Source organism: Streptomyces lothianensis, assembly GCF_047779955.1.
Lineage (GTDB): Bacteria > Actinomycetota > Actinomycetes > Streptomycetales > Streptomycetaceae > Streptomyces.
In genome coordinates, this window is sequence record NZ_JBLMKT010000038.1 from 1 (window position 1) to 17,388 (window position 17,388).

Sequence of the window (17,388 nt, forward strand, 5' to 3'; positions counted from 1 at the left end):
ACGCAGCAGGTGGGCGTGCCAGACCCCCGCGTCAGCGGCATGATCCGCCGGACACCCCCTAGCGCGGACCAGCGCCGCAGACGGCCGGACCGGAAGGTGCGCGACCGCCCCGAGAACCCCCGAGGCCTTGGCGCAGGCCCGACACGACGAGGGCCTCTACGAGGACGAGCAGCAACGCCAAACGGACCTGCTCACCCTCCGCGAGCTCTTCGCCCGGCACGGCTGACGGGGGATCCTGATCGCGCGCCGCGATGTGCCGGCGTTGTCCACCGCCTGTTCCCGGGCATGCGGCCCAGTAACCTGTCCCGCATGCCCCGCTATGAATTCCGCTGCCGGACCTGCGGCGACACCTTCGAGGTCAGCCGCCCCATGTCCGAGTCCTCCGCCCCCGCCGACTGCCCGGCCGGGCACGCGGACACCGTGAAGCTGCTGTCCACCGTCGCCGTCGGCGGCGCCTCCGCCTCGCCTGCTCCGGCGCCGGGTTCCGGTGGGGGTGGCTGCTGTGGCGGGGGGTGCTGCGGCTGACACGGGCGGTGCCCGGCGCGGCCGCGCTCAGCGCTTGCGTGCCAGGGTCACCCCGTCCGCGACGGGCAGCATCACGCTCTCCACGCGGTCGTCCGCCCGTACGTGCTCGTTGAACTCCTTGATCGCCGCCGCGGCTCCAGTCGGCTGTTCGTCGGTGACCCCGCCGCCCATGAACACGTTGTCCACCACAAGCAGACCGCCCGGCCGCATCCTGGGCACCAGCTCCTCCCAGTACGGGATGTAGTTCTCCTTGTCCGCGTCGACGAACGCCAGATCGATGTGCGGCTCCTTCGGCAGACCGGCGAGTGTCTCGGTGGCCGGTGCGATCCGCAGCTCGATCCGGTCGGCCACGCCTGCCTCCTCCCATGCCTCCCGCGCGTACGCCGTCCACTCCTCGGAGACATCGCAGGTGAGCAGCGCACCGTCCGCCGGCAGCGACTGCGCCATCGACAGCGAGGACAACCCCGTGAACGTGCCCACCTCCACGACAAAACGCGCCTGCGTGAGCCGCACGAGGAACGCGAGGAGGGGCCCTTGCTCCTGTGCCACCTGCATACCCGCGGCCTGCGGGAGCCTGCTGTGGGTCAGCTCGATCAACTTGCGCTGCGCGGGGCCCGGCGGCGGATTGTGGTCCAGCATGTAGGCGTGGAGTTCGTCGGTGAGTCGGGTGCGCTTACCGCTGGACATCGGACCTCGCTTTGCCGGGATGACTGCCGATGCCCGAACCTACCGCGCGCTCCGGAGCGTGTTCAGGCACCGCGCGCTCCGGAGCGTGTTCAGGCTCCGGTCCGGCCTGCCGCGAGGAAGCGGCGGAGGATCTCCTCGCCCGCGCCGGCTCCCCGTTCGGCGAGGACGGTGAGCTGAGGGGCCTGCCAGCCGGAGTCCGCGAGTTCGCCGTGGCCGGGGCGCCAGGCGTGGTCCGCGGCGCTGAGCAGGTCGGCGTCCAGGAGCGAGTCGCCCGCGGCGAGTGTGCGGCCGGCTCCCGTGCGGCGGGCCACTTCGCGCATGGCGGCGCTCTTGGTGAGCGGCTTGGGCACGGCGTAGATCTTGCGGCCCTGCAGGGACACGGTCCAGCCGCGGCCCTCGGCCCACTCGCCGAGTTCCTTGACCCAGTCCTCGGGCAGGAGGGCGCGCTCGACCACGAGATAGGCGAACAGGTCTTCGGCGACCCGCTCCTTCAGGAGCCAGGCCTCGTCGGCCGTACGCAGCAGGTGGCCGCGTATCTCGTCGAGGGGGGCGGATTCCTCGGCCAGGCGGGCGGCGACCGCTCGCTGCCAGTCGGGGTCGGAGACACCGTCGACCAGGAGGTGGCCGCCGTTGGCGCAGATGGCGAACTCCGGCGCGGGGCCGGGGAGATGGATACGGCCGTACTGCTCGCGGGTGCGGGTGGTGGTGGGCACGAAGACGGTGCTGCGGGCCAGTTCGGCGAGGAGCTCCGCGGCGGTCTCGGTGACGTAGGAGAGCGGTTTGCCCTCGTAGACCTCGACGCAGAGGAGGCGGGGTGCCTGCGCGTCCGGCATGGGCAGCTGGAGGGCCGCCGCGGAGTAGATCAGGGTGCGGTCGAGGTCGCTGGCGACGAGGGTGGGGGCGCCGACGGGAGCAGCTGCCCCGACGGGAGCGGGTGCGCTGCCCGGTACGGATGCGCCGATGGGCGTGGGTTGCGTGTTCACTTGGTGTCCACCGCCTTGCCGTCGGCGCCGGTCGCGCCGCGGGTGAAGCGGGGGTGGATGAGGCCGACACAGGTGTAGGGGAGTCCGTCGACCTCCTCGACGGGTACACCGCGCTGTTCGGCGAGGAGGCGGACGTGGTCGAGGTCCGTACCGGCTCCGCGCCGGGCGAGCACCTTCCAGGGGACGCGGCGCAGCAGAACCCGGGTCGTCTCACCGACGCCCGGCTTGACGAGGTTCACGTCATGGATGCCGTACTCCTCGCTGATCCGCTCCACGGCGGCCCAGCCTTCCCAGGTGGGTGCGCGGTCGGCGGAGAGGAGTTCCTTGACCTGAAGGTCCACCGCTTCGGTCACGGCGTCGAAGCGGTCGCACACGGTGTCGAGGAAGAAGCGCGAGACGTCCGCGTCGGACAGTTCGCGGTAGTACTTCGCGCCGTGGAAGTCGTGTGCTCCGACCAGGTCGGAGCGGAGCACCGTGCGCGATATCAGGCCGGACACCGTGGAGTTGAGGCAGGCGGAGGGGATGAGGAAGTCCTCGCGGGTGCCGTAGGTGGCGACGCAGGAGCCCGGGTCGGCGAGTACGGCGATCTCCGGGGAGAAGCCCGTGGCCCCACCGCGTGCTTCGAACTCCTCGATGGCCTGGGCGAGTTCGCGGGTGATGGCGCCCTTGCCGGTCCAGCCGTCGACGAAGACCACGTCGGCGGGGTCGTGGTGGGCGGCGAGCCAGCGCAGGGCGTTGGCGTCGATGCCGCGGCCGCGCACGATCGAGACCGCGTAGTGGGGCAGTTCGAGGCCGTGCCGGTGCTGGGCCCAGCGGCGCATCAGCACGCCGACGGGTGTGCCGGCGCGGGCCAGCGAGACGAGGACGGGGCGGGCGTCCGGCCGCCCGGGACGCTGGGGACGCTCCGCGAGCACCGTCTCGGTGACGACGCCGACGGCCTGCGCGATCCGGTCCGCCGAGGTGTCCAGGGCCGTCTTGAACAGCTCCTGGTACCGGGCGCTCGGCTGGTATTCCACGGGCAGCGATTCGGCGTAGTGGGCGCCACCGCTCTGGATCGCCTCCTCGCGTTCCTCCGTGGGGGCCTCAAGCTCCACGGCCGACAGGTCCTGCAGCAGCCAGCCGACCTCGTCCGGTGCGTAGGAGGAGAAGGCGGGGCCGCGGAGGGGCTCGGGCAGCATCAGGTGATCCTCGGGGGTACGGGGCGTCGACACGGCCTCGGGGGTACGGGGCGTCGATACGGCCGCGGAGGTACGGGTCGGTGCGGCCGCGGAGGTACGGGTCGGTGCGGCCGCGTCCGGCGCGGCGGGGACGTACGAGGGAACGACGGCAAGCAGCACCTGCCCGGCGTGCGTGCCGAGCCGGGCGAGGAGGCCGTCGGGTGCGTGCAGTTCGGGGGTGTCGGCGACGGAGTCGATGACGGCGACGACGGTGTCGAAGCCGCCGCCGGCCACGTTGTACGCGAAGCGGGGGCCGGGCCCGTCGGCGGGGGCGTCGTGGGCGGGGAAGGTGAGCCGGGTGCGTATCGCGTAGCCGGGGTCGTCGACGGCCAGGACAGGCGAGCGAGTGGTGGTCGAGAAGCGGACCTCGGCGTCGGTCCGCTCCTCCAGTGCGACGGCGAGTGCGAGCGGGGCGTACATCAGTTCCTCGAAACCGAGCACGAGGACGCGCCGCGCGCCGTCCAGCTCCCGTTCGATGCGTGCGGCCATCGCGGGCAGCGCGGCGTCGAGCTCGGCCCGGTGACCGGGCAGGAAGCCGTGGCGGCCGCCGTCGGGGACGCTCTCGGGCCAGCCCAGCTCGACCCGTCGTACCGGATTGGGCTGCGCCTGGCCCGGCACGGACGGCTCACCGGCAAAGCTCTGCTCGTGCTCGGTCACAAGCGCCTGGCCCTTGGCGAGGACTCCTTCGGGCAGCCGTACCGTCCCGGAGGCCGCTGCCACGAGGTCGACACGCGCCCCGAGCTCCGCGGCGAACTGCGTCAGCCGCCCGCGGTCCTCGGCCGAGCGCATGTCGACGAGCGCCACGATGACGTACCGCTCGCGCGGATAGCGCTCGTGGAGCGCGCGGATCGTGTTGAGGACGGTGTTGCCGGTGGAGAACTCGTCGTCGACGAGCACCAGCGGACCCTCGCCGGCGAGCAGCGCGGGGTCCTCGGGCAGCAGCAGATGGGAGGTGGCGTGCGAGTGGGATTCCTCGAAGCCGCCCGCGGCGGTGACGGTGGCGACGGGGCGGCGGGTGGAGTGCAGATAGGGGGCGAGGGCGAGTCCGTCCGCCACGGCGTGGCCCAGGCCTGTCGCGGTCTCCGCGTAGCCGAGGACCACCGCGCGCGCTGCGTCCCGTTCGCCGAGCAGTTCCCTGACGCGCAGGCCGAGGTCGTGTCCGGAGCGCCACACCACCCGCGGGCTCTGCGGCACGTGCTTGCCGAGCACCTGGGAGACCAGGAGATGCGCGCGCTTGGGGTTGCGGCGCAGGGCGAGTCCCAGCATGTCGTTCAGTTGCGCATCGCCGATCAGCTCGACGCCGAGCCGTTCGGCGACCCAGGTACCCGACCACACCACGTTCTCTGTCATTCCTCTCAGGTTCGTCACGGTCAGCCGGGGAGTCCGGCGGCGAGCAGTTCCACGAAGCCGACGTCGACGCGGGCGACGCCGAAGGCCTGGGCGCGTTGCAGGGTGCGTTCGGCCCAGGCGCGGTGCGGCTTCACCTCGTTCATCTTGTTCGTGTACGCGGAGCGCATCACCCCGCCGCCGTCGCGCTCGGGCCGCAGGATGTCCTGGGCGTCGCTGAACTCCTCGTGGCTGACGACGGACATCGCGTGCACGGGCAGGACGTGGGAGGGGTGGATGCAGGTCTTGCCGAGCAGACCGTTGGCGCGGTCGAGGGCGATCTCGCGGAGCAGCCCGTCCATGTCGTGCTCGATGAGCGCGGCACGCAGTTCCTCCGCGCGGCCGAGGAAGGGGCTCGCGCGCAGCTGCGGCTTGAACATGCGCTCCTGGTGGCGGAAGTACTCCCAGACCGGCCCGGTCACGGTGAAGCCGGTGCCGTCGGCGCGGCCGAGGACGTTGACCACGTCGGCGATGACGGAGGCGACGAGGTGCACGTCGTAGGCGGTCAGGTCCGGCGGCCTGCGCAGCCCGTACGCGGAGCAGAAGTCGGTGACGCCGAGGCGCAGGGCCAGTACGCGGTCGCGGTACTTGTCGACGGTGCGGGAGATCCCGGCGAGGGTCTCCGCGCGGGATTCCAGGTGCAGCAGGGAGGGCGATTCGAGGACCGGCATCGCGAAGAGCCGCCGCCCGCTGTCCTGCTCTGCCGCGGCCAGTGCTTCGAGGAAGGGGACTCCGCTTTCCTCGGTGAACTTCGGCAGTACGAATCCGGACAGGAGCTCTGTGCGGGGGCCGAGGCGGCGCGCGAGGTCGGTGATCTGGTCCGGGGTGCGTATACGTATGAAGAGCAGCGGAAGATCGGTGGCCGGGTGGCCGCCGGCCTCGACCGTGGCGGCGAGCCGGGCGAACTGGGTGACGAGGTTGGTCTCGGCGGCCTCCACCTCGGCGTCGTCGATGGAGTCCTCCAGGCAGAGGACCATCGAGACGACTCCGCGGCCGGCCTGCTTCAGGATGTCCTCGGCCAACTGCGGGCGGGTGGCCGGGCTGTACAGGGTCGCGCCGAGTGCCACCGAGAGCAGTCCGGCGGGCGAGTCCGCGTCGAACTCGCCGGGCTCCTGATGGAACAAGGCCTTCCGGTTCTCAGGCGCAATATGCCCGAAATGACGCATGAGACTCCCCCGTAAGGACAATGGCGACCGCTGATGTGGCCGGTAATAGTACGTACGGGCGTGTGTCGACGGTTCCCTTCACGCATGAATTTCCGGTTTCCCGGCCATGACAGACACTCTTGCACGAGTCGGGCTCCACGCAATGGGCCGGGTCGCCGCACGCCCTGGCCTGAGTACCTCCGCGCCGCAGCCCGGGGGCTCGGCGCGGCCCCCCACGTTGTCCCGGCACGGACGCAGCAGGCAGGATGACCGTCATGACGCACACGATGGTGAAGGGGTCGAACGTCCCGCTGGAGGCGACAGCGGTGCGCGCGGTGCTGCGCTGGGCCCCGAGCTCCGATGTGCCCGACGTCGACGCCTCGGCGCTGCTGCTCGGCGCGGACGGCCGGGTCCGCTCCGACGAGGACTTCGTCTTCTTCAACCAGCCCCGCCACCCCTCGGGCAAGGTCTGGCGGCTGGGCAAGAAGCGCCTCGCCGAGGGGCTCACCGACACCATCCAGGCAGATCTGGCGGGGATCGATCCGGCCGTTTCCAGGATCCTCGTCGTCGCCTCGGCCGAGGACGTGCCGTTCGGACACGTACGGTCGCTGCGTATTTCGCTGTACGACGCCACGCGCGGCGATGACGAGCCGTATGCGGTCTTCGACGTGAAGCCGGAGACCGGCAACGAGACGGCGCTGATCTGCGGGGAGCTGTACCGCCGCAAGGAGGGCTGGAAGTTCCGCGCGGTCGGCGAGGGGTACCTGAACGGCCTGGTGGGCCTCGCCACCGACTTCGGCATCTCGGTCGACGACTCCGACGACTCCCCCGATCCCGACGGCTCCGAGGGCTCCGGGGGCTCCGACAGCTCCGGGAACGACGAGAGCGCCGGGAACCGGGCGGAGGACCCGGCCGCGGCACAGCCGGCCCCTGCCGCCGCCCGGACCACCGCACCCGCATCGGACGCCCAGCCAGCTCCCACTCCCTCACAGCCACAGCCACAGCCACAGCCACAACCCACCCACGGCTACCCGCAGCAGCCTCCGGCACCCCCTGCCCCGGCGCCCGCGACGCAGCCCACCACGTACGGCTATCCGCAGCCGGCCTCGCCGCAGCCCGCCTACGGCTATCCCCAGCCGGCACCGGCCATGCCGCCCGCCCAGCCGGCACCCGCGCCGGACCCGCACTTCAAGCTGCCGCCCCAGGGCCCTCAGTTCATCGGCCGCTGACCGCGGCGGGCGGCCGGGAGTGGCTGCCCACCGGCCCCGTCCGCCCACCGCGCACCGGCCCGCTCACCTGCCCCGTCCGCTCACCTGCCCCCGCCCACCTTCGTCTTGTAGCCGCGCCCCCAGTGCAGCCCCCAGCCGTACATCCGGTCCAGCTCGGCCTGGAAGCCGTAGACGAACTTCACCTCGCGCCGCACCATCAGCTCGCCCTTGACGTTCTCCAGCGAGACCACGGCGCAGGACCGGGCCTGTGGTGCGCGTTCGTCGAGTTCGATCTCGATCCGCGGCCCGTTGCTGGGGTACAGGGTGACCTTGGCGTGCGTCCGGTCGAAGGCCGGCGTCTGGTCGTAGATGTAGACGAAGACAAGCAGCCGCTTGATGGACTCCCGGTGGTCGAGATTGACGTAGAGCGTCTCACCCGAGGGCGATCCGAAGCGGTCGTCGCCGCTGAGCTTCACATACGGCGGCGCGTTGAGGTTCCCGAAGAAGCCGCCGAGCGGCTGGACCACGCCCTTCGCGCCGTCGGTCAGCTCGTAGAGGCAGCCGATGTCCAGGTCGACGTTGACCACGCCCCGCGTGTGCGCCTGCACCACATCGGGCTTGAACATCTTGAAGGGGTGCCGCAGCAGCCCGCTCTGCCGTGAGCGTCCTTCGATGTCGGAGGTGCGCATCCGCCAGGACAGGTTGACGCGCAGATTGCTGGTGGCCGCCCCTTGTTTGCTGAGGGAGACCACGGGGTGCCGTTTGGTGAGTGCGATCGCGTTGGTCGCCGCGCTCCCCGATTCGAAGTGTCCCCCGCTCCCCCGCAGCCCTCGCCACAGATCGTCCCAGAAGGACATCCCGCCCCCTCGTTCCCGTACGCCTGGTCAACGACAGCGGGGCGGCCGCGAGGTTCAGCACCTCGTGGCCGCCCCGCTTCAGAGCGTTCCCTTCTCTACCGGTAGGTCACACCCCGGAGGAGACTTCCGGCTTCTCGTCCGAGCCCGCTCCCGATCCCCCTTCGGCCGCCTCGAGCCGGCGGTTGCGCAGGACCGAGGACCAGAACGAGGCGGCGATCAGGAACACTCCGACCAGGCCGGTGATGATCTCGCTGATCTCGTGCTCGATGGTGACGAGCAGGATGGCCGCGAGCGCACCGATCGCGTAGTGCGCGCCGTGCTCCAGGTACACGTAGTCGTCCAGGGTGCCCTGGCGTACCAGGTAGACCGTGAGCGATCGTACGTACATGGCGCCGATGCCGAGGCCGAGCGCCATCCAGAAGATGTGGTTCGTGATGGCGAAGGCGCCGATGACACCGTCGAAGGAGAACGAGGCGTCGAGCACCTCCAGGTACAGGAAGAGGAAGAACGCCGCCTTGCCGGCCAGGCCGACCGCGGAGACCTGCTTGCCCTCCGCCTTGGCCTTCTCCTCCTCCTCGTGTTCGCGCTCCTCTTCCTCTTCGAGTTTGTCCTCGAAGTAGCCGGAGAGGCCGCCGACGATGAGATACGTGATCAGACCGGCGACACCCGCGAGCAGTACGGTGGCGGACTTGTCCGCGTGACCGGTGCTGGTGTGCGCGTGGGTGGCGAAGGCCATGGTGGCGCCGAGCAGAACGATCAGCGCGATGCAGACCGACAGCATGTCGACCTTGCCGAGCTTGGCCAGCGGGCGCTCGAGCCAGCGCAGCCAGTGGATGTCCCGCTCCTCGAAGATGAAGTCGAGGAAGATCATCAGCAGGAACATGCCACCGAAGGCCGCGATCGCCGGGTGGGCGTCGGTGACCAGCGCCTCGTACTGGGTCGGATCGTCGAGCGCCAGCTGGACGGCTTCGATGGGCCCGACCTTGGCGCTGATCGCCACGATGACGACCGGGAAGACGAGCCGCATACCGAACACTGCGATCAGGATGCCGATGGTGAGGAAGATCTTCTGCCAGAAGGCATTCATCTTCTTCAGGATTCCGGCGTTGACCACCGCATTGTCGAAGGAGAGCGAGATCTCCAGGATCGACAGGATGAGGACGAGACCGAAGGCCTCCCATCCCCATTGCCACGCGGCGAAGGCGAGTCCCACCGCCGTGACGGCGAAGGACCACCCGAAGGTTTTCAGTACCACTGGCTACCCAATCTGTGTACGGGCTCCCCCGCGCCGAGTACGGGGCTCCCCCGAGCCGCGCGCGGCTTTACGAAACATTGACCCCGAAGTCTAGAGCGATGCCGCGCAGCCCCGACGCGTACCCCTGTCCCACGGCACGGAACTTCCACTCGCCGCCATAGCGGTACACCTCGCCGAAGATCATCGCCGTCTCGGTGGAGGCGTCCTCGGTGAGGTCGTAGCGCGCCAGCTCCACGCCGTCGGCCTGGTTGACGACGCGGATGAACGCGTTGCTGACCTGGCCGAACGTCTGGCCGCGGTTGTCCGCGTCGTGGATCGAGACCGGGAAGACGATCTTGTCGACCCCGGCCGGGACCTTGGAGAGGTCGATGAGCAGCGACTCGTCGTCACCATCGCCCTCACCGGTGAGGTTGTCACCGGTGTGCTCCACCGAGCCGTCGGGGCTCTTGAGCTGGTTGTAGAAGATGAACCACTCGTCGCCGAGCACCCGCCCCCCGCTGCACAGCAGGGCGCTGGCGTCGAGGTCGAAGTCGGCTCCTGTGGTGGAGCGCGCATCCCAGCCGAGCCCGATCATCACCTGCGTGAGATTGGGTGCGGCCTTGGAGAGGGAGACATTGCCTCCCTTGGCGAGCGTGACGCCCATTTCGTGTCCTCCCCGGATTTCGTGCGCGATGCTGCTGGTCGCAGTCGATCGATGCTGCTGGTCAAGGGCGTCCGGCGCCGCACTTCCCGTGCGGCGCCGGACGCTGCCCCGGGCCCGTGCGGGCGCGGGGTTCCGGCGCGTGGTGGTGCGCGCCGGTGTACGTACGCGACGTACGAAGGAAACCGGTGTACACGCGCGACGTACGGAAGGAAACCGGGTCGAACGTCAGACGTTCACGCCGAAGTCCTGCGCGATGCCGCGCAGACCCGAGGCGTAGCCCTGGCCGATGGCGCGGAACTTCCACTCCGCACCGTGCCGGTAGAGCTCGCCGAAGACCATGGCGGTCTCGGTGGACGCGTCCTCCGAGAGGTCGTAGCGCGCGATCTCCGTCTCTCCGGCCTGGTTGACGACGCGGATGAACGCGTTGCGCACCTGGCCGAAGGACTGCTGGCGGTTCTCGGCGTCATAGATCGACACCGGGAAGACGATCTTGGCGATCTCGGCCGGAACGGCGGCCAGGTTCACCTTGATCTGCTCGTCGTCGCCCTCGCCCTCACCGGTGATGTTGTCACCGGTGTGCTCGACGGAGCCGTCGGGGCTCTTGAGGTTGTTGAAGAAGACGAAGTTGGCGTCGCTCGAGACCTTGCCGTCCTCGCCGGTCAGAATGGCGCTGGCGTCCAGGTCGAAGTCCGTACCGGTGGTGGTGCGGACATCCCAGCCGAGACCGACCGTGATCGCGGTCAGGCCCGGGGCCTCCTTGGTCAGCGAGACGTTGCCGCCCTTGCTGAGGCTGACTCCCACGAGTCCTCCAAATAGTTTCCAGGGGCAGCGCCCCCGTGGTGCATTGGCATCGGATCAACGACTGGATCCTAGTGACGGGTTCCCGAGGCTTTCCAGCACCTTCACGTACTCCTCGGGATCGCGCGCGTCCGGCAGCGCGTTGACCACGCTCCAGCGCACGAGCCCCGTCTTGTCGATGATGAAGGTCCCCCGCAGGGCGCAGCCCTTCTCCTCGTCGAAGACCCCGTAGGCCCGCGCGGCCTCGCCGTGCGGCCAGAAGTCGGACAGGAGCGGGAAGTCGAGGCCTTCCTGCTCGGCGAAGACCCGCTGACTGAACGGCGCATCGCAGGACACGGCGAGCAGTTGCGTCTCGTCGTTGACGAACGTGTCCACGTCGTCGCGGAGCGCGGCGAGCTCGCCCGTGCAGACTCCGGTGAAGGCGTACGGGTAGAAGACGAGCACCACGTTCCGCTCGCCGTGGAGGTCGGACAGGCGGAGCAGCTCGCCGTGCTGGGTCCGGAGTGCGAAGTCCGGGGCCATCGTGCCGATGGCAACGGCGGCGATGGTGGCGGAAGTCATCCCTGTCCCTCCAAAGGGCCTCATGGGTCCGATCGGGTGAGGGCCACCCTATGCCCCGCCGCCGACAACCGGTCCTGTGCGCACGAAGACCCCTGCCGGCCAGTCGGTCGGCAGGGGTCCTCGTGCGGCGTTTCCCGTCCTCAGCGCTTCTTGGCGGCCTTCGGGGTGCTCAGCCGGCTCGCCGTCCAGTCCTTGCCGGCGCTGATGCTCTTGGCGGCGGAGAGCCCTGCGGTGGTCGAGGCCTCGCCGATCTCGCTCGGCTCGACATAACCGTCACGGCCGGTCTTCGGCGTCAGAAGGAGGATGGATCCGCCTTCCTCCATGTACGCGATGGCATCCACCAGCGCATCGGTCAGGTCCCCGTCGTCCTCACGGAACCAGAGCACCACGCCATCGGCCACATCGTCGTATTCCTCGTCGACGAGCTCACTGCCGATGGCCTTCTCGATGGCCTCGCGGAGCTCCTGGTCGGCGTCGTCGTCGTAGCCGATCTCCTGGACCACCATCTCGGGCTGGAATCCCAGCCTTACGGCCAGGTTCGTCTCCGCGTGGTCCGCGGTCGCGCTCACGGATTGCCTCCTGATCATGTTTTCGGATGTCTTCTTGCGCTTCGCGCGGGCGCGAAGCGTTGGCCGTAGTCCACACGGGCGGGGCGGATCGCGCAAGTACCCGGCCGCCGAGACCGCCGAAACGGTGACGTTCCCGACCGCGCCACAGCAACCAATGCCCGTTTTGCCCGGCATCAGCGATTCACCCCACAGCTTCCATGTGAACCACATGACACCGCCGTGTGAAGTACGTACGGGAAAAATACAGGGTCCGGCCCTCCGCTTCTCCCGGCAGCACACCCCGAAGACCACCGGGGGCCGCGTCACCGGCGCGGGCGTATCGTTGCGATAACGACACATCGAGACAACCGACAGCGAAGGAACAGCGTGGCTTCCGGATCAGATCGCAACCCGATCATCATTGGCGGCCTGCCCAGCCAGGTCCCGGACTTCGATCCCGAAGAGACTCAGGAATGGCTCGACTCGCTGGACGCGGCGGTCGACGAGCGCGGCCGCGAACGGGCCCGCTACCTGATGCTCCGGCTGATCGAGCGCGCCCGTGAGAAGCGCGTGGCCGTGCCGGAGATGCGCAGCACGGACTACGTGAACACCATCGCCACCAAGGACGAGCCGTTCTTCCCGGGCAACGAGGAGATCGAGCGCAAGATCCTCAACGCCACCCGCTGGAACGCGGCCGTCATGGTCTCGCGTGCCCAGCGCCCCGGCATCGGCGTCGGCGGTCACATCGCGACCTTCGCCTCCTCCGCCTCGCTGTACGACGTGGGCTTCAACCACTTCTTCCGCGGCAAGGACGCCGGTGACGGCGGCGACCAGATCTTCTTCCAGGGCCACGCCTCGCCGGGCGTCTACGCCCGCGCGTACCTCCTCGACCGGCTCTCCGAGCAGCAGCTCGACGCGTTCCGGCAGGAGAAGTCGAAGGAGCCGTACGGGCTCTCCTCGTATCCGCACCCGCGGCTCATGCCGGACTTCTGGGAGTTCCCGACCGTGTCGATGGGCCTCGGCCCGCTCGGTGCGATCTACCAGGCGCGGATGAACCGCTACATGGAGGCCCGCGGCATCGCGGACACCTCCAAGTCGCACGTGTGGGCGTATCTCGGCGACGGCGAGATGGACGAGCCGGAGTCGCTCGGGCAGCTCTCGCTCGCCGCCCGTGAGGGCCTGGACAACCTGACCTTCGTCGTGAACTGCAATCTGCAGCGGCTCGACGGCCCGGTGCGCGGCAACGGCAAGATCATCCAGGAGCTGGAGTCACAGTTCCGCGGCGCCGGCTGGAATGTCATCAAGCTGATCTGGGACCGCAGCTGGGACCCGCTGCTCGCCCAGGACCGCGACGGGCTCCTCGTCAACAAGATGAACTCGACGCCGGACGGCCAGTTCCAGACGTACGCCACCGAGTCGGGCGCGTACATCCGTGAGCACTTCTTCGGCGACGACCAGCGGCTGCGCGCCATGGTCGAGGGCATGACGGATCAGCAGCTGCTCCACCTGGGCCGCGGCGGTCACGACCACAAGAAGATCTACGCGGCGTACAAGGCGGCCCTGGAGCACAAGGGCCAGCCGACGGTGATCCTGGCGCAGACCGTCAAGGGCTGGACCCTCGGACCGAACTTCGAGGGCCGCAACGCCACCCACCAGATGAAGAAGCTGACGGTCGACGACCTCAAGCACTTCCGCGACCGGCTGCACCTGCCGATCGCCGACAAGGACCTCGAGTCCGGGCTCCCGCCGTACTACCACCCGGGGCCCGATTCCGAGGAGATCCAGTACATGCACGACCGCCGCAGGAGCCACGGCGGCTTCGTGCCGACGCGGGTGGTGCGGGCGAAGCCGCTGCAGCTGCCGGACGACAAGGCCTACGCGGCCGCCAGGAAGGGCTCGGGGCAGCAGTCGATCGCCACGACCATGGCGTTCGTCCGCGTGCTCAAGGAGCTGATGCGGGACAAGGAGATCGGCAAGCGGTTCGTGCCGATCGCCCCGGACGAGTACCGCACGTTCGGCATGGACGCCTTCTTCCCGAGCGCCAAGATCTACAACCCGCTCGGCCAGCAGTACGAGTCCGTGGACCGCCAGCTGCTCCTCGCGTACAAGGAATCGCCGACCGGTCAGATGCTGCACGACGGCATCACCGAGGCGGGCTGCACGGCCTCGCTGATCGCGGCGGGCTCGGCCTACGCCACGCACGGCGAGCCGCTGATCCCGGTGTACGTCTTCTATTCGATGTTCGGATTCCAGCGCACCGGTGACCAGTTCTGGCAGATGGCCGACCAGCTGGCGCGCGGATTCGTGCTCGGCGCGACCGCCGGGCGCACGACCCTGACCGGCGAGGGTCTGCAGCACGCGGACGGCCATTCGCAGCTGCTCGCCTCGACCAACCCGGCCTGCGTCGCCTACGACCCGGCGTACGGCTTCGAGATCGCGCATATCGTCAAGGACGGTCTGCGCCGGATGTACGGCGAGACGGCGGACGGCAGGCCGGGCGAGGACGTCTTCTACTACCTCACCGTCTACAACGAGCCGATCCAGCACCCGGCCGAGCCGGCCGACGTGGACGTGGAGGGCATCCTCAAGGGCATCCACCTGTTCCGGCGCGGCGAGTCGGGCAGCATCCCGGCGCAGATCCTCGCCTCCGGCGTCGCGGTGCCGTGGGCCCTTGAGGCGCAGGAGATCCTCGCCCGGGACTGGAACGTCAAGGCCGATGTCTGGTCCGCGACCTCCTGGAACGAGCTGCGCCGCGAGGCCGTGGACGCCGAGGAGCACAACCTGCTCAACCCGGAGGAGGAGCAGCGCGTCCCGTATGTGACGCGGAAGCTGTCCGCCGCCGAGGGACCGTTCGTGGCCGTTTCCGACTGGATGCGCTCGGTTCCCGACCAGATCGCCCGCTGGGTGCCCGGCCGCTACACCTCGCTCGGCGCGGACGGCTTCGGCTTCGCGGACACGCGTGGTGCGGCCCGGCGCTTCTTCCACATCGACGCGCAGTCGATCGTCCTCGGTGTGCTCACCGAGCTCGCCAAGGACGGCAGGATCGACCGCTCGGTCCTGAAGCAGGCCATCGACCGCTACCAGCTGCTCGACGTCTCGGCCGCCGACCCGGGAGCCGCGGGCGGCGACGCGTAGTACCGCCACCGCGCGTCGGGGGCGGCGGGACCCTTGGTGGTCCCGCCGCCCCCGACGCGATTCTTCGTGACAGCGGCCGTTCCCTACGATGGCCCGTATGACTGACCAGCCCGCGCTCGCACGCTGGGAGCGGCGCACCCAGGGGCCGCTGCTGCTCCTCGCCGTGCTCTTCGCCCTCGCGTACGCCGTGCCGATCGTGGACGCGCACGCTTCCGAAGCCCTGAAATCGGCCTGCCACATCGTCAACTGGGCCGTGTGGGCCGCGTTCGCCGCCGACTACGCGATCCGCCTGTTCCTCACCGAGCACCGGGCCCGCTACGTGCGGGACAACCCCCTCGCCCTGCTCGCGGTGATCCTGCCGCTGCTGCAGCCGCTGCGCCTGCTCAGGCTGGTCTCCCTGCTGCTGCTCGTGGGGCAGCGGGCGCGGATGGCCACCCAGGTGAGGATCACCACGTATGTCGCGGGCTCCTGTCTGGGGCTGCTCATCTTCGGCGCACTGGCGGTGCTCGAAGTGGAGCGGAAGAGCGACGGGGCCACCATCCAGACGTTCGGCGACGCGGTCTGGTGGGCGTTCACCACGATGACCACCGTGGGCTACGGCGACATGGCACCGACCACCGGTGCGGGCCGGGCGCTCGCGGTCGGGCTGATGCTCTCCGGGATCGCGCTGCTCGGTGTGGTGACGGCGAACATCGCCGCCTGGTTCATCTCGCGCTTCGAGCAGGACGACGCGGAGGAGAAGCGGCAGACGGCGGCGATCCAGGAGCTCGCCGAGGAGGTCAGGTCGCTGCGGGCTGAGATGGCGGCACTGTCGGGCGGCGCGAACGGCACGCAGGTCTCCGGCGACTCCGGCGTCTCCGCCGGCTCTTCCGGTTCTTCCGGTGCCGTGGCGGCCGGGGTGCCGACGCCCTCTGAGCCTGTGCCGAACACGTAGCGGGCCCGCGGAGCCGGGGAGTTGACCAGCCGGCTGCGCAGCCTGTCGTGTAACCGGAACTTCCGCTTACACTCGGTGACCAACCACCCCGTAAAGTGCCCGCGTTGACTGATTCGCCCCCTATGTAACGTGATCCGCGCCACGGAGGGTGCAGTGGGTACTCCGGGTCTCCTAGGGTGGCCGAATCGTGATTTCCTTCGACTCCTCGCCCTCGGTCAATGTCTGGCGCGCGCTGCTCGCCCTTGCCGTCGTCTTCGTCATGCTGACGTTGACCGGCTGGACCGCCATCCGCGACAAGGGCAGGTCCACGCCCATGGAGGCCGCGCTCACGGCCTGGGACCGCGGCAGGATCGACGGCCGGGAGCTGCCCGATCCGGACGCGTCGGCGCACCGGATCGCCCGCTTCTTCGCCACCCTCAGTGACGCTCAGCAACAGCATTTGGCCGAACGCCACTCCCTCGTGGTCGGAAATCTCAACGGAGCGCCGCTCACTTTGCGTTACGAGGCGAACCGGCACTCCCTGCGGGACGCGATCGCCCATGAACGCGAGCGGATGGACGACGCCCGCCTGTCCCGCTCGGGCAGACGCGTGGCCGGTCGCCTGGTGAACCGCTTCGAGTCGCTCCTGCGGCCGAACCGCCGCATCCTCGCCTTCGACCCCACGGGGCGCGGGCGGGTCGCCGAGGTGCTCGGCGATCTGCGCAAGGCCGAGCGGGTCTCGGTCGTGGTGCCCGGCGTGGACACCGATCTGCTCACCTTCCAGAAGACCTGGGGGAAGTACGGCGCCACCTCGGGCATGTCCCGCTCCCTGTACCGCGCCCAGCGCGAGGAGAGCCGCGACACCCGGACCGCGGTGATCGCCTGGGCCGACTACACGGCGCCCGCCGGTGTGGGCATGGACGCCTTCACCGTACGGCGCGCCGAGGACGGCGCGCTGCGGCTCACCTCCCTGATCCGCGCCCTGCCCGGGCAGGCCCCCGTCGCCCTGTACTGCCACAGCTACGGCTCGGTCGTCTGCGGGCTCGCGGCGCCCGAACTTCCCTCCCGGGTCCGGGACATAGCGGTCGCCGGCAGCCCCGGGATGCGCGCCGACACGGCCTCCGGCCTCGGCACCGCGGCGCGGGTGTGGGCGATGCGCGATGCGGACGACTGGATCGGGGATGTCCCGCATCTGGAGGTGGGCGGTTTCGGTCTCGGCGCCGACCCCGTCTCGGAAGGCTTCGGCGCACGGGTGCTCTCCGCCGCGGACGCACAGGGACACACCGGCTATTTCGAGCCGGGCACCGAGAGCGTGCGCAATCTCGCGCGCATCGGACTCGGGCGTGTCGACGAGGTCAGCTGCGCGGACGGCGGGGAGGGCTGCCGTTCCCGGGGCCAGGTGTAACAGGTGTAAGCGGTTCCAGGCGCAAAGGTTGCGGTCCGCCGACCGTCCGACGCGCGTAGACGCCCGCCGTCACCGGATGATGCCGGAATGTATCGAGGGGGGACGTACGGGCGCATGCCGCA

Annotated in this window: 15 protein-coding genes; 5 read left to right on the top strand and 10 right to left on the bottom strand. The window is 69.7% G+C overall.

Annotated features, from left to right (window positions below; genetic code table 11):
- Positions 1-309 precede the first annotated feature (309 nt).
- The gene (locus tag ACLF6P_RS13705) at positions 310-525 is read left to right on the top strand and encodes an FmdB family zinc ribbon protein (RefSeq protein WP_415950510.1); all 216 of its coding nucleotides are present in this window, start codon (positions 310-312) and stop codon (positions 523-525) included.
- A gap of 27 nt (positions 526-552) precedes the next feature.
- On the opposite strand, the gene ACLF6P_RS13710 is transcribed toward ACLF6P_RS13705, so the two are convergent.
- From ACLF6P_RS13710 to ACLF6P_RS13725, 4 genes are all read right to left on the bottom strand, one after another.
- The gene (locus ACLF6P_RS13710) at positions 553-1,212 is read right to left on the bottom strand and encodes an O-methyltransferase (RefSeq protein ID WP_415950511.1); all 660 of its coding nucleotides are present in this window, start codon (positions 1,210-1,212) and stop codon (positions 553-555) included.
- An 89-nt stretch (positions 1,213-1,301) separates the two neighbouring features.
- The gene (locus ACLF6P_RS13715; RefSeq protein WP_415950512.1) at positions 1,302-2,195 is read right to left on the bottom strand and encodes an HAD family hydrolase; all 894 of its coding nucleotides are present in this window, start codon (positions 2,193-2,195) and stop codon (positions 1,302-1,304) included.
- Positions 2,192-4,762, bottom strand: coding sequence for a phosphoribosyltransferase (locus ACLF6P_RS13720; protein ID WP_415950513.1), 2,571 nt, complete (start codon positions 4,760-4,762; stop codon positions 2,192-2,194). The genes ACLF6P_RS13715 and ACLF6P_RS13720 overlap by 4 nt, the downstream gene beginning before the upstream one ends.
- A 20-nt stretch (positions 4,763-4,782) precedes the next feature.
- On the bottom strand, positions 4,783-5,964 hold the full coding sequence (locus ACLF6P_RS13725; RefSeq protein ID WP_415950514.1) for an HpcH/HpaI aldolase/citrate lyase family protein: 1,182 nt from the start codon (positions 5,962-5,964) through the stop codon (positions 4,783-4,785).
- 254 nt (positions 5,965-6,218) lie between these two features.
- Between ACLF6P_RS13725 and ACLF6P_RS13730 the strand changes: the two genes are divergently transcribed.
- Positions 6,219-7,172 (top strand): TerD family protein, encoded by a 954-nt coding sequence (locus tag ACLF6P_RS13730; protein ID WP_415950515.1) that lies wholly within the window; start codon positions 6,219-6,221, stop codon positions 7,170-7,172.
- An 80-nt stretch (positions 7,173-7,252) separates the two neighbouring features.
- Here ACLF6P_RS13730 and ACLF6P_RS13735 read toward each other — a convergent pair whose 3' ends face one another.
- From ACLF6P_RS13735 to ACLF6P_RS13760, 6 genes are all read right to left on the bottom strand, one after another.
- Positions 7,253-8,008, bottom strand: a complete 756-nt coding sequence (locus ACLF6P_RS13735; protein ID WP_415950516.1) for a TerD family protein — start codon at positions 8,006-8,008, stop codon at positions 7,253-7,255.
- Positions 8,009-8,114: 106 nt separating this feature from the next.
- Entirely contained in the window at positions 8,115-9,263 is a 1,149-nt protein-coding gene (locus ACLF6P_RS13740) for a DUF475 domain-containing protein (protein WP_415950517.1), read from the bottom strand.
- Positions 9,264-9,330: 67 nt separating this feature from the next.
- Complete coding sequence (locus ACLF6P_RS13745; RefSeq protein ID WP_415950518.1) at positions 9,331-9,906, bottom strand: TerD family protein; 576 nt, start codon at positions 9,904-9,906, stop codon at positions 9,331-9,333.
- Between the two features lie 225 nt (positions 9,907-10,131).
- The gene (locus ACLF6P_RS13750; RefSeq protein WP_415950519.1) at positions 10,132-10,707 is read right to left on the bottom strand and encodes a TerD family protein; all 576 of its coding nucleotides are present in this window, start codon (positions 10,705-10,707) and stop codon (positions 10,132-10,134) included.
- Positions 10,708-10,761: 54 nt separating this feature from the next.
- Entirely contained in the window at positions 10,762-11,265 is a 504-nt protein-coding gene (locus ACLF6P_RS13755) for a peroxiredoxin (protein ID WP_415950520.1), read from the bottom strand.
- A 140-nt stretch (positions 11,266-11,405) separates the two neighbouring features.
- Positions 11,406-11,834 carry a DUF3052 domain-containing protein gene (locus ACLF6P_RS13760; protein WP_415950521.1) on the bottom strand — a complete coding sequence of 143 codons (429 nt, stop codon included), beginning with the start codon at positions 11,832-11,834 and terminating at the stop codon, positions 11,406-11,408.
- A gap of 366 nt (positions 11,835-12,200) precedes the next feature.
- Here ACLF6P_RS13760 and aceE point away from each other — a divergent pair, with 366 nt between their 5' ends.
- From aceE to ACLF6P_RS13775, 3 genes are all read left to right on the top strand, one after another.
- On the top strand, positions 12,201-14,948 hold the full coding sequence (gene aceE, locus ACLF6P_RS13765) for a pyruvate dehydrogenase (acetyl-transferring), homodimeric type (RefSeq protein ID WP_415950522.1): 2,748 nt from the start codon (positions 12,201-12,203) through the stop codon (positions 14,946-14,948).
- A 97-nt stretch (positions 14,949-15,045) separates the two neighbouring features.
- Positions 15,046-15,882 (top strand): potassium channel family protein, encoded by an 837-nt coding sequence (locus ACLF6P_RS13770; protein ID WP_415950523.1) that lies wholly within the window; start codon positions 15,046-15,048, stop codon positions 15,880-15,882.
- Positions 15,883-16,069: 187 nt separating this feature from the next.
- On the top strand, positions 16,070-17,266 hold the full coding sequence (locus tag ACLF6P_RS13775; protein ID WP_415950524.1) for an alpha/beta hydrolase: 1,197 nt from the start codon (positions 16,070-16,072) through the stop codon (positions 17,264-17,266).
- Positions 17,267-17,388: the final 122 nt, after the last annotated feature.

Bases quoted from the DNA above. Each gene is read 5' to 3' on its own strand.
- ACLF6P_RS13705 (WP_415950510.1), top strand. From the start codon at position 310: ATGCCCCGCTATGAATTCCGCTGCCGGACCTGCGGCGACACCTTCGAG.
- ACLF6P_RS13710 (WP_415950511.1), bottom strand. From the start codon at position 1,212: ATGTCCAGCGGTAAGCGCACCCGACTCACCGACGAACTCCACGCCTAC.
- ACLF6P_RS13720 (WP_415950513.1), bottom strand. From the start codon at position 4,762: ATGACAGAGAACGTGGTGTGGTCGGGTACCTGGGTCGCCGAACGGCTC.
- ACLF6P_RS13725 (WP_415950514.1), bottom strand. From the start codon at position 5,964: ATGCGTCATTTCGGGCATATTGCGCCTGAGAACCGGAAGGCCTTGTTC.
- ACLF6P_RS13730 (WP_415950515.1), top strand. From the start codon at position 6,219: ATGACGCACACGATGGTGAAGGGGTCGAACGTCCCGCTGGAGGCGACA.
- ACLF6P_RS13735 (WP_415950516.1), bottom strand. From the start codon at position 8,008: ATGTCCTTCTGGGACGATCTGTGGCGAGGGCTGCGGGGGAGCGGGGGA.
- ACLF6P_RS13745 (WP_415950518.1), bottom strand. From the start codon at position 9,906: ATGGGCGTCACGCTCGCCAAGGGAGGCAATGTCTCCCTCTCCAAGGCC.
- ACLF6P_RS13755 (WP_415950520.1), bottom strand. From the start codon at position 11,265: ATGACTTCCGCCACCATCGCCGCCGTTGCCATCGGCACGATGGCCCCG.
- ACLF6P_RS13770 (WP_415950523.1), top strand. From the start codon at position 15,046: ATGACTGACCAGCCCGCGCTCGCACGCTGGGAGCGGCGCACCCAGGGG.